The organism is Bradyrhizobium sp. USDA 10063, from assembly GCF_054063735.1.
Genome location: NZ_JBSSGP010000002.1, coordinates 1,976,993 through 1,991,290 on the forward strand (window position 1 = coordinate 1,976,993; position 14,298 = coordinate 1,991,290).

The following is a 14,298-nucleotide window of genomic DNA, read 5'->3' on the forward strand; positions in this document are numbered from 1 at the left end:
CGGATTACGCTTCTGCGCGCTTCTATCGCGGCGTTCTCACCACCAGTCCCACCTCGGGATATACTCCTCCTGATTTCCGTAGCGTATCACCGGCGCTACGGGCGGGCCGTATGGATCGACGCGGTCGTCCTCGGGGCGATAGCGATATCGTGGAACGATATAGTAATCCCAGTAAGGCGTTTCCCTTACTATGGGCACCCTGATGATAGGCCTCTCCCGTGATTCACGAACGACTTTGGCCTTCTGCGCATGCGCTTCGGCACTAAACGTCCCCAGGCTGCACAGCACCAGGGCCGTTCCGAGAGCGAACGCTGTCATTGTTCTCATGCTTCGGCCTCCTTGCCCTACTCTGCCGCTTGCTGCTGGACCGGCGTTTCCAACCCCTCCAGCACTTTCGGCGGCGACATCGGCAGCGCGTAGAACCGCTTGCCTGTCGCGCGGTAGATCGCGTTGGCGACGGCGGCCATCACCGGCACCAGGGGCACCTCGCCGACGCCCTTGACGCCTTGCGGGTGTTTCGGGTTCGGGACTTCGACCAGCACGGTGTCGATCATCGGCAGATCCGAGCACACCGGCATGCGGTAGTCGAGGAAGCCGGGGTTATCGACCTTGCCGTCGCTGCGGTAGATGTATTCCTCGTTCAGCGCCCAGCCGATCCCTTGCGCGACGCCGCCCTGGAGCTGGCCTTCGACATAGCCGGGGTGGACGGCGCGGCCGACGTCCTGTACGGCGGTGTAGCGGATCACGCGCGCGATGCCGAGCTCGATGTCGACCTCAACGTCGCAGATGTGGGTGCCGAAGCCGCCGTCGGCTCCTTGCGTGTTGAGCTGAACGCCGGCGCCGATCGGGCCGCCCTGCATGGGCGCTTTCTCGGCGAGGTCCTCCAGCGTCAGCGGCTCGAACTGGCCGGCGTTGGGGCTCGCGGGGTGCGCGGCGCCGTTCTCCCATTTCACCGCCTCGGGGTCGATCTCCCAGATCTTCGCCGCGCGCTCGCGCAGGGTGTTGATCACCTTCTCGGTCGCCTGCGTCACCACCATCGCGGAGGCGAACAGCACGCGGCTGCCGCCGGTGAGGTTGGAGAAACCGACGGTCTGGGTGTCGCCGATGATGACGGAGACGCGACGATAGTCGATGCCGAGCAATTCGGCGCAGATATTGGCGATGCCGGCGCGCGAGCCGCCGATATCGGGATGCCCGGTGGTGACGACGACGTTGCCGTCCTCGGTGATGTTGACTTGCGCGGAGGATTCACCGCCGGCGTTGAACCAGAAGCCGGAGGCGACGCCCCTGCCCTGCAGCTTGCCGAGCGGGGTGCTGTAATGCGGATGGTTCTTGGCCGCTTCGACCGTCTCGATATAGCCGATGCGGGGGAAGACCGGGCCGTGCGCCGCTTTCGTGCCCTGCTTGGCCGCGTTCTTCAGGCGGAAGTCGAGCGGGTCCATCTTCAAGGCTTCCGCCACCTCGTCGAGCACGCATTCCACCGCATAGGCGCCGATCGGCGCGCCCGGCGCGCGATAGGCCGCGACCTTGGAGCGGTTCGAGCAGACGTCATAGCCGACCGAGAGCACATGCGGGATGTCGTAAGGCGCAAAGCTGCAGCCGGCGGCGCCGCGGATCGGCGAGCCCGGGAAGGCGCCGGCCTGCAGATAGAACGTGCCTTGCGCGGCGACGATGGTGCCGTCCTTTTTCGCGCCGATCTTGACCGTGCTCTTCGAGCCTGACGTCGGCCCGGTGGCGCGCATCACCTCCTCGCGCGTCATCACCATCTTGACCGGGCGGCCGGATTTCTTGGCGAGCAGCGTGGCGAGCGGCTCGAGATAGACGATGGTCTTGCCGCCGAAGCCGCCGCCGATCTCGGCGGGAATGGCGCGGATGTCGCTCTGCGGGATGCCGGTGAGATAGGCCGTCATCGCGCGGACCATGAACTGGCCCTGGCTCGAGCTCCAGATCGTGGTCTTGCCGTCGGCGGCGACCGAGATCAGGCAGGCGTGCGGCTCGATATAGCCCTGGTGCACCGGGCGGGTGGTGAAGGTGCGCTCGATGACGACATCGGCCTGCTTGAAGCCTTGCTCGATATCGCCCTTCTTGTGCTCCAGCGTGCCGACGATGTTCGATGGCTTGCCCTGGAAGGTGTTGAACTCGTGCAGGATCGGGGCATCAGGCTTGATTGCGTCGTCGATCTCGATCGACCAGGGCAAGACCTCGTAATCGACCTCGATCAATTCGCAGGCTTTTGCCGCGATCGCTTCCGTGGTGGCGGCCACCGCCGCGACGGGGTGACCGGGGAACAGCGCCTTGTCGCGCGCCATCACGTTGCGGCACATCCAGCGCATGTCCTGGATGCCGAGCATCACCGATTTATCCAGCGGGAAGTCGACGACGTCGCGCGAGGTGACGACGGCCTTCACGCCGGGCAACGCCTCGGCCTTGGAGGTGTCGATGGAGCGGATGCGCGCATGCGGATGCGGGCTGCGCAGGACCTTGCCCCAGATCATGCCGGGCATCGCGGTGTCGGCGGCAAAGGCCGCGCGTCCCGTGACCTTGTCGACGCCATCGGGACGGATGGTGCGCTGGCCGATCCACTTGTTGTTGACGACGATGTTCATTGCGCAGCCTCACGGATTGCTTCGTTCCGGATTTCTTGGGCGGTTTCCAGCACGGCGCGGACGATCTTGTCGTAGCCGGTGCAGCGGCAGAGATTGCCGGCGAGCCAGAAGCGGACTTCCTCCTCGCTCGGGTTCGGGTTCTTGCGTAACAGCGCCTCGGAGGCGACCAGCATGCCCGAGGTGCAGATGCCGCATTGCAGCGCGGCCTGCTCCAAAAATTTCTCCTGCAGCGGATGCAGCCGGCCGCCGCGCGCCATGCCCTCGATGGTCCTGATCTCGTGCCCTTCGGCTTCGGCGGCCAGCATCAGGCAGGAGCAGACCAGCCGATCATCCAGCGTGATCGAGCAGGCGCCGCAATCGCCCGACGCGCAGCCCTCCTTGGAGCCGGTGAGCGCGAGCTGGTTGCGCAGCGCGTCGAGCATGGTTTCAAAGGGCTCGCAGAGGAATTCCAACGGCTCGCCGTTGACAGTGGTGGAGACGTGCAGCTTTGCCATTTGTCAAATCCCTTGCGCGCGTTCTGCGGCGATCTTCGCGGTGCGCTTCAAGAGCACGCCCGCTACTTTCGTGCGGTAGGCGATGGTGCCGCGCTTGTCGTCGATCGGACGGCAGACGGCACGGCAGGCGTTCGCCGCGGCGTTGAGCGCGGCGTCATCGAGGCGGGAGCCGAACAGCGCCTGCGCGGCCGGCTCGACCAGCAGCGCGGTCGGCGCCACGGCGCCGAGGCCGACGCGGGCGTGGGTGCAGACGCCGTCTTTCAGCGTCAGGCTGACGCCGCAGCCGACCACGGCGATGTCCATCTCGGTGCGCGGGATCATGCGGAGGTAAGCGTCGCTCGAGCCAGGTGCGCGCGGCGGCAGTGTGAAGGAAACCAGGATCTCCCCTGGCTTGAGGTTGGTGCGGCCGGGGCCGGCGGGGACATCCTCGACATCGAGCTCGCGGCGGCCGTCCGGGCCCTGCACGGTGACGACGGCGCCGGCTGCGATCATCGCGGGCACGCTGTCGCCGGCGGGCGAAGCGTTGCAGAGATTGCCGCCGGCCGAGGCGCGGCCCTGCACTTGCGTGGAGCCGATCAGGTTCACCGCTTCCAGCACGCCGGGCCAAGCCTGCCGAAAGCGCTTGTGCTCGGCCAGCACCGCGCCCGGCACGGCGGCGCCGATGCGGAAGCCGCCGCCGGAAATCTCTTCGATGGCAGTGAGTTCCTTGACCTTCTTGATGTCGACGATCAGGCCGGGTTTCACCGCGCCCGAACGCATCTGCACCAACAGATCCGTGCCGCCGGCCAGGATGCGCGCGGCGCTGCCCGCCGCGGCATAAGCGCCGACCGCTTCATCAAGCGTCTGCGGCGCGACGTATCGGATATCCGTCATGGTCGTGTCCGATGCCTCCCTCGTTCCCTTGTTCGTGCCCTCTGCGGGGGTTTCTTAAGCAAAGATTACACGGCGTGACGCAATCGGAACAGTCTTTGGCCCCGGACGAAGTGGCACCCTCCCATGCGCAAAGGGAATTTGCACATGAGCGCCTTCACACAAATCCGTCACGATCCGCCCCCGCCTTGGCTTGTGAAGCGATCGCGCAACCGCAACGGAGCTCCGCTCCCTCTCCCGCTCGCGGGAGAGGTGAAGTGGCGACATTCGCGACGCAACATTGCGCCCATCGGTCGCGTGCGTGCCCATACTTGATGCAACCGCTGCTAACGCGCCATTAACCCTGTCAGCCGTAGGGTTTGGCCCGCGCCGGAAGGCCGGTTGTCGGGTGGCGGTGATGTCGTTTGCACAAAAGAAACCTACGGTCTTCCCGGCACAAGAAGAACGGCGGCGCTTCCAGCGCGTCAAGGTGCACCTGCTCGGCCGTTACATGCTGCCTGACCGGCGCGAGTTTCCTTGCCAGATTATTAACATGTCGCCCGGCGGGCTGGCGCTGCTCGCGCCCGGCATCGGCAATGTCGGCGACCGCGTGATCGCCTATCTCGACCATATCGGCCGGGTCGAAGGCAGGATCACCCGCATCATCGACAACGGCTTTGCGATGACGATCATCTCGACGCCGCGCAAGCGCGACAAGCTCGCCGCCCAGCTCACCTGGCTCGCCAACCGCGATATCCTCAATCTGCCGGAAGACCGCCGCCACGACCGCATCGTGCCGCGGAATCCGATCGCGCTGCTCACGCTGGAGGACGGCAGCAAGATGACCTGCCGCATCATCGACCTCTCGCTGTCGGGCGCGGCGATCGCCGCCGAGAACCGGCCGCCAGTGAAGTCGCTGGTGATGCTCGGAAGGGTGCAGTCGCGCGTGGTGCGAAACCTCGACGACGGCTTCGCGCTGGAATTCGTCCACGAGCAGGCCGCCGAGACGCTCGAAGACGCGGTTACCGCGCGGTAAAGCCCGCGCGGCTCAAATCCCCTGATTTTCAACGCTCATGAGGCGGCATCCGCGATGGCGGACGCCGCCTTTGCCCTGTCTTGCACCCGCCGAACGCGGTTAACGCGGGCCGATTTCGCGACGAGAAAGATGCACTGGCAAGGCGTCAGGGTCGTTAATGCGTAAAATTTGAATCAATTGCAGTTGTCTCGAATTTTAGTCGAATTCGCTTCAAGTATAGATCGAATTTGCTGCCAGCTTTACTTGCATTCGCGTCAAATCACCTTTGCTGACTTAGCCGCACCGCAAAACCTTTGTGCGAAACGTGGTCCCAACAAGAAAAACGGGGGCCACGATGGTTTTCAGGGGACAGGGGAAAGGATGGGCGGTTGCCGCCATCCTGTTCGGGTTGAGCATCACGACCAGCGTCGCGGCGAAAGCCGGCGACGTGGTCTATGCCAGCCTCGGCGACGCCACGCGTTCGCCGATCGGCTGGGTCGAATTCTGCGCCGAGAACGCCGGCGAATGCCGGCCCGGCGCGACGCAACCGCGCGACATCGTGCTGTCGCAGACGGCGTGGCGCGATCTGCTCCGGGTCAACAAATGGGTCAATGAGACCATCAAGCCGATGACCGACATGGAGCATTGGGGCGTGATCGAGAAATGGTCGTTGCCGACGGACGGCTACGGCGACTGCGAGGACTACGTGCTTCTGAAGCGCAAGATGCTGATCGACGCCGGCTGGCCGCGCGAGGCGCTCTTGATCACTGTCGTTCGCGACAAGAAGGGCGAAGGCCACGCGGTGCTGACGGTGAAGACCGACAAGGGCGAGTTCATCCTCGACAACCAGAACGAGGACGTCGTCGCCTGGACCGAGACTGGCTACCGTTTCGTCAAGCGGCAGTCGCAGGGCGATCCCAACGTCTGGGTCTCGCTCGGCGACAACCGCCCGGCGGTGGCCACCGCCAGCTCCCGGCAATAAGCGAAGGAATTATCTGAAACCGCGACCCGGTCACATCCCCACCCCTCCCCGTCCCAGACCGGTTCGCGCGCGGCCAGGCTCCCCCAAGCCTGGCCGCAACTTTTTGCGGCGCACGTGTGGAACCTTCACGAAACAATTGATGCGGGAGACGAAACCATTATCGGGCTTTCTCGAAATTCTCCGGAAACGGGCGCTCCATATCCTTATCGTGGGCGCTGGAGAACGACGATCGGCAGGTATTGCGGGGACTGCTTTTTGAGGTGCGCCATGCGTGAAGAATTTGCATCTTACAGCTTTCTCGCCGTCACCATCGCCGGGATCGTCCTGTTGTGCTCGGGCCTTGTCGCGCTGGCGTTGACCTGATCGCGCTGACGGGGGCGCAGGTCACCCCGAGCCTGGCCGACGTGCTAAACCAGACGTCCCATGCGCGCCCTCGTTTATTTCGGGATAACAGCACTTTCGGCGCTCTGCGCTTGTCGCGTCGTGCATGCAGCCTCGCTGACGCCCGACAGCGTTTCTCTGAGCGAGTCGGCGATTACGTGGAGCACCGTCAAGTACGCGACCGATGCGGAGAACGGATTTCTCAGCGGGTCGCTCGACAAGAACGCGATCGTCGACCGCACGTTCACGGCCCACGTGCTCGAGAATCGATATCTGAAGGTAACGCTCGTGCCCGAATTCGGCGGGCGCATTCTTTCCATCATCTACAAGCCGACCGGCCACGAACAACTTTATCGGACGGAGGTCGGCGTGCCCTACGGGATCAAGGCCGGAAATTTCTACTATGACTGGCTGATGGTGTACGGCGGCATCTTCCCCACATTCCCAGATGCCGAGCACGGCAAGACGTGGCTGAAGCCGTGGGCTTTCGAGGTGGTGAAGGAGAGCGCCGACGAAGTGACGGTCGCGATGTCGCTCAAGGACAATTTCGAGTATTCCGCACGACCTGACAAGTTCAGGGACGCAACCGGCATCGAAGCGACCTATTATGTCACGCTGAAAGCCGACCGTGCTGCACTCGATGCGCGCGTGGTGCTGAAGAATCCGCACGACCAGGCGATCAAATACGAGTATTGGACGTGCACGACGCTCGCGCCGGGATCGGAGCCGAAACATCCCAAGACGACCGCCGGCGCCGAAATCATCGCGCCGATCCGAACTTACAGCACGCCCGGCTGGTCGGCCAATCTGGCAGACGCCGATGCGAGCGTGGGCATGGGCAGGCGGCGCTTCGAAAACCTGCGCTACTTCAAGAACTGGCCGACGATGGGCATCGCCTACGCGGCACCCGATATGCAGGGCGGGAATTTCTGGGGCGTGATCAACCATGACAACGAGGAAGGAATTATTCGCATCGCGGACAATACGCTCACGCGGGGCCTGAAAATGTGGACGTGGGGATTTCACTCGTTCACCGGCGAAACCGATGCCCGCAAGGAGCCGAACGAGTGGCGGCCGTACATCGAATTGTGGGCGGGCATGTCAGACCAATTTTTCCACAGCGCTGACTTTCCCGCACTGGGTGAGGTCTCGATTCCGGAAACCTACAGTCCGACTGTCGGCATGAGCAACGTGACGCAGGCGAATGAGAAGATCCTGATCAATCTCTCGGCCGAGGCGTCTGGCGTCACCCTTCAGTTCTTCAGCATCGAACCGGCCGTCCCGTTGCGCGTAACGTTGAAACGCGGCGACACTGCACTGTTCGACGAAATCGTGAAGCCCGATCCGAAAAATGGAAATCGCATTTCGGCAACGATCCCCGACGGCCGCAGCGGCGAACAGGTGCAACTCACGATCAGGACCACGGAGGGAAAAGAACTGATCGCGGCCGAGGCAACAATAAATTGATTTCTTTCCGATGGTCGTAGAGGAGCGAAGCTTATCCTGGTCGCAGCGAGGCCGTGTACTCATGAACTGGGTTGCGTGACGCACCGATGTTGAAGTCCGCGTTGCTCCTAAAGCGACGCGGTTGCTGCGCAGCAGCGAAATAACGCGAAGGGTCAAAGGCGACGTTGGGTTCGTTAGTCATGAGGGGCGTGAGGTGCAGGCCGCGCCCCGAAAGGCACGGCCCGCATGCTTGGCGCCGCGGGATCAATCGGCTTTGGCTTTCTCTCGCATCGCCGCCACACGACCCAAAGCGGACCAATCTGCGCTGTCACCCTGCCGCCAGTGCCGGCGAGCAGGCAGTAAGAGGCGAACTGCAGCTCCTATCGCTTCTGTGCCACCAGTTCCGACGACCCGAGCCTGAAGCTCACTTTGTTAAGCTTGCCAGTGAAGCGGAATGGCACCTGGTAGTCGGCGTCGTCCACCGGCGTGCGGGTGTCAGAGCCGATGTCGAAGGTCTCGTCGATCGTCAAGACCGCCGGGATAGTGTGAGGAATGCTCTTGGTTGCGACCTCCTTGCCGTCGACTTTCAGGACGCCCTTACCGCCTTTGGCCATGCCGGGGCCGTCGTAGTCGAAGTCGAAGTCGAGAACATGCCTACCCGGAGTGAGCGGCTCCTGCCCTTCCCACCTAAATTTCTCGATGGCGAGAAAATTGTAGGTGAAGACGGGCTTGCCCTTCAGCAAATAGAGTCCGTAGCCGCCGAAGCGGCCGCCATTCGTGACGATCACCCCATCTCCACCGCCCGCCGGAACGTCGATGTCCGCCGTGATGGTATAGGACTTGGCCAAAATGTTCGGGGCGTTGCTGTTGGGAGTGCCGGCCAGTTCGCGCCTATAGGTGAACTCGGTTCGCCCAGCGACATAGCTTGGCTTGGGCGCCAAAATGCGCTGGAGGACGTCATTGTCCAGGGGAAACACTTGATATTTCGCCGCCTCGACGAGAAACAGCTCCTGCATCTCGCGCAGTTTGTCGGGCATCCTGGCCGCGAGATTGCTGGCCTGCGAGTAGTCCTCGGCTAGGTTGTATAGCTCCCACCGGTAGCCGTTCACCACGTCTGGCAGCTTTGTCAGGCCCATCAACCAGGGTCCCGCAGGCGGGGTGGTGCAGGCATACCACCCTTTGTGATAGATGCCGCGGTTGCCGAACATCTCGAAATACTGCGTGTCGCGCTTCGACGCGGCGTTGGCATTGGCCTTGTCAAACGTATAAGCCATGCTCACGCCTTCGATGGGTTTTTGGGCGATCCCATTCACCATCTTTGGCGCCGGGATGCCGGTGACGTCGAGAATGGTGGGCACGATGTCGATCATGTGATGAAACTGATGGCGGATGCCGCCTGCGTCCTTGATGCGGTTGGGCCAGGCGATGACCATGCCCTGCCGGGTGCCGCCGAAATGGGAGGCGACCTCCTTCGTCCATTTGAAGGGCGTGTCGAAAGCCCAGGACCACGCCACCGACATATGCGGAGTGGTCGCGGCCGAGCCCCAGGCGTCGTAGTACTTCAATTGCTCGGCAACCGGCACGTCGACGCCTTGGATCGCCGCCATGTCGAAGGGCGTGCCGAGGGTCGAGCCCTCGGGGCTCGTGCCGTTGTCGCCACTGATGTAGATGATCAGAGTATTGTCGAGTTTGCCCATATCCTCCACCGCCTGGATGACCCGGCCGATCTCATGGTCGGTATAGGCGGCATAGGCGGCGAAGACTTCCGCCTGACGAGCAAAGAGCTTCTTCTCATCGGCAGACAGCGTCTCCCATTTCGGCAGCTTGGCGCCGCCATACTCAGGTTGGCCGTCCGGCCATGGCGTGAGCGTCGTGTTCGCCGGGATCACACCGAGCCGCTTCTGGTTGGCCAAAATCTGCTCGCGCAGTTCGTTCCAACCCATATCGAACTTGCCCTTGAACTTATCGATCCATTCCGGCGTGGGCTGATGCGGTGCGTGGGTGGCGCCGGGAACGTAATAGAGGAAGAAGGGTTTGTCGGGTGCTGCCGTGTTGAGTTCGCTGAGATACCGGATGGCGTCATCCGCCATGCCGGTGATCATGTTGTAGCCGGGCTGGTCGCGCCAGGGAAAGATTTGCGTGGTGTTGCGAAACAGGAATGGCGTCCACTGATCGGTCTCGCCGCCCATGAAGCCGTAGAAATACTCAAAGCCCATCCCAGTGGGCCATTGGTCGAACGGCCCAGCGGCGCTGTACTGATAATCAGGCGTGTTGTGGTTCTTGCCGAACCATGACGTGGCATAGCCATTGTCCTTCAAGATTTGGCCGATGGTGGCATTTTCGATGCCAATGATGGAGTCGTAGCCCGGATAGCCGGTGGCCTGCTCGGAGATAACGCCAAATCCCACCGAATGATGATTGCGGCCGGTGATGATCGCAGCGCGCGTCGGCGAGCAAAGCGCCGTCGAGTGGAATTGCGTGTAGCGGAGGCCCATCTGCGCGATGCGATCCATGGTCGGCGTCGGAATGACGCCGCCGAAGGTGCCATAGACCCCATACCCCTGATCGTCCGTCATGATCAGCAAAACGTTGGGTGCGCCTTTGGGCGGGACGATGTTGGGCTGCCACCACGGTTTGGAATCCTTGGCGTCGAGGCCGATCTCGCCACCGAATACGGGCGGCGGATTGGGAAGGTAATTGCCGTCGATGGTCGTGGTGGCGTTCGGCGCTCCGGGCGTGCCGGTGGTTTGCTGTGCCGCAGCGGGCACGCTCGCTGCCATCGAGGCAACGAAACACGCAACTAAACGGAGCCATCTGGGATCTCTGATGTTCATGACTAATCCCTTTGATCGCAAACATCTACGCGCTCCCCGGCGCATCATGGTTCGCGGCCAGGGCGATCTGCATCTCAGTCGCGGTGGGAGGTTAGGCGAAGGATGGTGTCGCGCACTATGCGATTTCGGCTAAACGGCGCACCTCGGCCCATGATCCGGGTAGCGCTTTCGTTACGGCACCAAGCGAAACAATTTCCAGTGGTTTACCGGATAGACTGTCCCGGAAAAATTGAGGAAAAGCCTCCGCATTCACCAAGCGTCTCCGCCGAATGGCATCAGTCGAACCGGCAGTTGACTGTCGTTCGATCAACAGCCCCACCAAGCAGTCGCGCGCGACGGTGAGCACAAACGTAAATGTGCACACGATCTGGGAATCGCGCGCACATCGTAGTGATGCCTCATGAAACCTGATCCGGGCTGAAGCCGGTCGCGACCGGCATCCATGACCCTCGTCCGGCTTCATGATCACACCAGGTTGCTGTAGCCCATCCCCTTCAGAGGCGGTCCATGAAGCTTTTGCGCGTTGCTGTCGGCTCAATTCTCCTGGCTGGGGGACTTTACATCGTCATCGGCGAGCACTTCGCGGGAACGTCGGCAGATGCCACTGTCAACGCGCGGCTTTACGTTGTTCGCGCGCCTATCGAAGGCAGGGTGGCGCTGGCCGTCAAGAGCATCGGCGCGCGCGTGAACCCCGGTGAGCTCGTGGCTGATGTCACCGACGACCGGTTCGACACGGCTCGTCTTCTGGAACTCGAGCGCGAGCGCGACAATCAGCGCATCGAGCTCAAACGCATCGCTGGCCAGAGGGAGGCCATGTCGCTCTCGAGGGCCGGATTCGAAGCCCAATCGGCCGACTACCAGACCGGCCGCGTCAGGCAGATCGAGGCGCGGGTCGCCGAGATGAAGGCGGCAGAAGACGCGGCAGCGGCACGCCTGCGCGAGGCGGACGCCGAGTTCAAGCGCACCAATGAATTGAGGAATCGCGGCGTTCAGACCGTGGCCAATCTCGATAAGGCCCGTGCCGCATTCGACGTCGCCAGGCAAGACCTGACGAGTACGCAGCAGCGAGGCAATTACTTCGAGGCGGAACTCGCGTCAGCCCGCTCCGGCGTATTCATTGGCGAATCCTACAACGACTCGCCGTTCTCGACCCAACGCATCCGGGAGCTCGATATGCGGCTCGCAGGACTGTATGTCGACGAGGAACAGCTCAGGGCGCGCATCAGCCAATACGATCGCGAGATCGATTCCGAGCGTCTCCGCGTCAATCGATTGACATCGGCCGCGCTCCATTCCCGCGTCGCGGGCGTGGTGTGGGATTTCCTGGTGGACGACGGCGAACATGCGCGACGAGGCCAGGATCTCGTCAAGCTCGTCGATTGCAACAGCCTCGTCGTGACGGCCGGCGTTTCCGAAGCGCTTTACGACGGCCTGTCCGTCGGCGCGCCGGTTCAGGTCCGGCTGTTCGGCGACGACCGGATCTTTGACGGAACAGTCACCCGGCTCGGCGGATCGGGCGCTTCTTCGCTCTATGCGAACCTTGCCGTGGGCCCGAGCGCCCAACACCTGCAGCGCTTCGACGTTACGGTCACCGTGCCTGAACTTGCGCAGCAGCCGGATCTCGGCTGTGCAATCGGTCGAACCGGTCGTGTGATCTTTTCGAGCGGGCCGGTCGCCACTTTCCGTCAGCTTCTCACACGCTACGGCTTCTGATGCTGCTGCTTGCGCCACTTCTGGCGGCCTTCGCGGGAGCCGCCGTCATCATGGGGCTACGGTTGCTCGTGCTGCCGCTGATCAGCCCCAGCCGCTGGTATTGGCGCGCCATGCTGCTCGGAGCGGCGGTCGTTCTATCGTGGCGTTACGTGGTGTGGCGCTTCACCGATACGCTCGTGCCGCTCGACTGGACCGTCGATGCGCTGTTCAGCTGGGGTTTTGCGACGCTTGAAGCGCTAACGGTGCTCTCCTCATCGATCGCTTTTTTCATCCTGTCCCGGGTGAAGGAACGGACCACGGAGGCAGACCGACATGCCGGGTGGTGGTCGCCCGGGCTGCCGCCACGGGTCGATATCTTCATCACAACCGTCAACGAAGAGCTCGACGTCCTTAGACGCACAGTCGTCGGAGCGAAGGCGATCAGGTTTCCCGAAATTCGCGTGTTCGTCCTCGATGACGGCCGCAGGGACTGGGTTCGGCAGTTCTGCGAACAGCAAGGCGTCGGCTACATCGTCCGCCCCGACAGCGCGCACGCGAAGGCCGGAAATATCAATCATGCGCTGGCCGAACGGGCTCGCGACCCGGACCGTCCCGACTTTGTCGCCGTGCTCGATGCGGACTTTGTTCCGCATGTCGATTTCATCGAGCGGGCCGTGTCGCTATTCCACGACCCCAACGTGGGGCTCGTCCAGACTCCACAGCATTTCTTCAATCCGGATCCCATTCAGCACAATCTCGGAATCAGCTCAGCCTATCCCGACGAGCAGCGCCACTTTTTCGACAATGTCGAGCCGGCGCGGGATGCCTGGGGCATCGCAATATGTTGCGGCACCTCATCCGTCGTAAGGGTCCGGGCACTTGAGCTCATCGGCGGCCTTCCGACGCAAAGCGTGACCGAAGATTTCCTGCTCACATTGAAGCTGGCGGAGAACGGCTGGCGGACCGTCTATCTCAACGAGCCCCTGACCGAGGGCTTGGCGCCCGAAGGGCTGCAGGAATACATCGTTCAGCGCGGCCGCTGGTGCCTTGGGTTCATGCAGATTGTACGCAAATGCTACAATCCGCTCGGCTCTCACCGGTTGAGCCTTATGCAGCGGATCAGCCTGCTCGATTCAATGCTCTACTGGATCAGCACCTTTCCGTTCCGAATTGCCAGCCTGGTATGTCCGCTGCTGTATTGGTGGCTTGGCATCACGACCGTGAACGCATCGCTGGTCGATATCACCAGATATTACGTACCCTACTATCTGGCAGTTCTGGTGGCTCTCAACTGGCTTTCCAAAGGGCTCTTCATTCCGGTCCTGAACGACACTGCGCAACTCATCGCCGCCTGGCCGGTCTGCCGGGCCACCGCGCTCGGCCTTTTCACCAAAGGCCCCCACAGGTTTTCGGTTACGGCCAAGGGAGGGGATAGAACAAAGGTCGTTGTTCAATGGTCATTGATGTGGCCGTTCCTGATCCTCTTCGGACTGACTGTCGGCGGCCTCGTCATGCCGTTGAATTCGGATTTTCTCTTCAACACCGCATCGACGGCCGGCGACGGCCTGGCCGTCGTCATGTTCTGGACGGTTTACAATATCCTGGTCCTGCTGGTGGCCATTGCGGTGTGTATCGAGCGGCCGCGATACAACCGGCCGCAACGGCAAGTCGCCGAACCCGTCACGCTGACGATCGCAGACGAGAAACACCGCGGCTGGCTCATCAACCTCGGTCCGGAAGGCGCGCGTGTCACTGGTCCGTTCGGCCTTCCCTTGGACGCGAAAGGCAAGCTGTCGCTCCCGGTGATCGGCGACATTGACGCCCGCATCCTCGCCCACACCCGAGACGGCTATCGACTGAAGTTCTCGCCCACCGCGATGCAACGCGCCCAGATCATCGAGAAGCTCCATACGGCCCGCGCCATTCCGGGGTCCGACCGGGGCGATATCATGCGCATGATCGGCGAGTTAGCGCGGGCGCTGACCCATTAAGGAGCCGT

The 14,298-nt window shown here is 62.5% G+C and carries 10 protein-coding genes; 5 read left to right on the plus strand and 5 right to left on the minus strand.

What is annotated here, in order from left to right:
* Positions 1-36 precede the first annotated feature (36 nt).
* The 4 genes from ACVJGD_RS11750 to ACVJGD_RS11765 are packed head-to-tail and all read right to left on the minus strand — an operon-like array spanning position 37 to position 3,964.
* Positions 37-327, minus strand: coding sequence for a hypothetical protein (locus tag ACVJGD_RS11750; RefSeq protein WP_456634495.1), 291 nt, complete (start codon positions 325-327; stop codon positions 37-39).
* 17 nt (positions 328-344) lie between these two features.
* Positions 345-2,606, minus strand: coding sequence for a xanthine dehydrogenase family protein molybdopterin-binding subunit (locus ACVJGD_RS11755; RefSeq protein ID WP_456634496.1), 2,262 nt, complete (start codon positions 2,604-2,606; stop codon positions 345-347).
* Entirely contained in the window at positions 2,603-3,100 is a 498-nt protein-coding gene (locus tag ACVJGD_RS11760) for a (2Fe-2S)-binding protein (protein WP_456634497.1), read from the minus strand. Before ACVJGD_RS11760 ends, ACVJGD_RS11755 begins: the two co-directional genes overlap by 4 nt.
* 3 nt (positions 3,101-3,103) lie before the next feature.
* Positions 3,104-3,964, minus strand: a complete 861-nt coding sequence (locus ACVJGD_RS11765; protein WP_456640231.1) for an FAD binding domain-containing protein — start codon at positions 3,962-3,964, stop codon at positions 3,104-3,106.
* Positions 3,965-4,367: 403 nt separating this feature from the next.
* Here ACVJGD_RS11765 and ACVJGD_RS11770 point away from each other — a divergent pair, with 403 nt between their 5' ends.
* The 3 genes from ACVJGD_RS11770 to ACVJGD_RS11780 all read left to right on the plus strand — a co-directional run bounded on the left by ACVJGD_RS11770 (position 4,368) and on the right by ACVJGD_RS11780 (position 7,794).
* The gene (locus ACVJGD_RS11770) at positions 4,368-4,985 is read left to right on the plus strand and encodes a PilZ domain-containing protein (RefSeq protein ID WP_454619802.1); all 618 of its coding nucleotides are present in this window, start codon (positions 4,368-4,370) and stop codon (positions 4,983-4,985) included.
* Between the two features lie 334 nt (positions 4,986-5,319).
* Positions 5,320-5,946, plus strand: coding sequence for a transglutaminase-like cysteine peptidase (locus ACVJGD_RS11775; RefSeq protein ID WP_456634498.1), 627 nt, complete (start codon positions 5,320-5,322; stop codon positions 5,944-5,946).
* Between the two features lie 423 nt (positions 5,947-6,369).
* Positions 6,370-7,794, plus strand: a complete 1,425-nt coding sequence (locus tag ACVJGD_RS11780) for a DUF5107 domain-containing protein (protein WP_456634499.1) — start codon at positions 6,370-6,372, stop codon at positions 7,792-7,794.
* 359 nt (positions 7,795-8,153) lie between these two features.
* On the opposite strand, the gene ACVJGD_RS11785 is transcribed toward ACVJGD_RS11780, so the two are convergent.
* Positions 8,154-10,553, minus strand: a complete 2,400-nt coding sequence (locus tag ACVJGD_RS11785) for an arylsulfatase (RefSeq protein ID WP_456634500.1) — start codon at positions 10,551-10,553, stop codon at positions 8,154-8,156.
* A gap of 561 nt (positions 10,554-11,114) precedes the next feature.
* Between ACVJGD_RS11785 and ACVJGD_RS11790 the strand changes: the two genes are divergently transcribed.
* Together ACVJGD_RS11790 and ACVJGD_RS11795 are read left to right on the plus strand one after the other, a co-directional pair.
* A complete protein-coding gene (locus ACVJGD_RS11790; protein ID WP_456634501.1) occupies positions 11,115-12,320 on the plus strand; it encodes an HlyD family secretion protein in 1,206 nt (401 codons plus the stop codon).
* On the plus strand, positions 12,320-14,290 hold the full coding sequence (locus ACVJGD_RS11795) for a glycosyltransferase (protein ID WP_456634502.1): 1,971 nt from the start codon (positions 12,320-12,322) through the stop codon (positions 14,288-14,290). Before ACVJGD_RS11790 ends, ACVJGD_RS11795 begins: the two co-directional genes overlap by 1 nt.
* Positions 14,291-14,298 lie beyond the last annotated feature (8 nt).

Excerpts from the sequence above, each read along its gene's own strand:
- ACVJGD_RS11755 (WP_456634496.1), bottom strand. The coding sequence starts at position 2,606 with ATGAACATCGTCGTCAACAACAAGTGGATCGGCCAGCGCACCATCCGT.
- ACVJGD_RS11780 (WP_456634499.1), top strand. The coding sequence starts at position 6,370 with ATGCGCGCCCTCGTTTATTTCGGGATAACAGCACTTTCGGCGCTCTGC.
- ACVJGD_RS11785 (WP_456634500.1), bottom strand. The coding sequence starts at position 10,553 with ATGGCAGCGAGCGTGCCCGCTGCGGCACAGCAAACCACCGGCACGCCC.
- ACVJGD_RS11770 (WP_454619802.1), top strand. The coding sequence starts at position 4,368 with ATGTCGTTTGCACAAAAGAAACCTACGGTCTTCCCGGCACAAGAAGAA.
- ACVJGD_RS11750 (WP_456634495.1), bottom strand. The coding sequence starts at position 327 with ATGAGAACAATGACAGCGTTCGCTCTCGGAACGGCCCTGGTGCTGTGC.
- ACVJGD_RS11790 (WP_456634501.1), top strand. The coding sequence starts at position 11,115 with ATGAAGCTTTTGCGCGTTGCTGTCGGCTCAATTCTCCTGGCTGGGGGA.
- ACVJGD_RS11795 (WP_456634502.1), top strand. The coding sequence starts at position 12,320 with ATGCTGCTGCTTGCGCCACTTCTGGCGGCCTTCGCGGGAGCCGCCGTC.
- ACVJGD_RS11775 (WP_456634498.1), top strand. The coding sequence starts at position 5,320 with ATGGTTTTCAGGGGACAGGGGAAAGGATGGGCGGTTGCCGCCATCCTG.
- ACVJGD_RS11760 (WP_456634497.1), bottom strand. The coding sequence starts at position 3,100 with ATGGCAAAGCTGCACGTCTCCACCACTGTCAACGGCGAGCCGTTGGAA.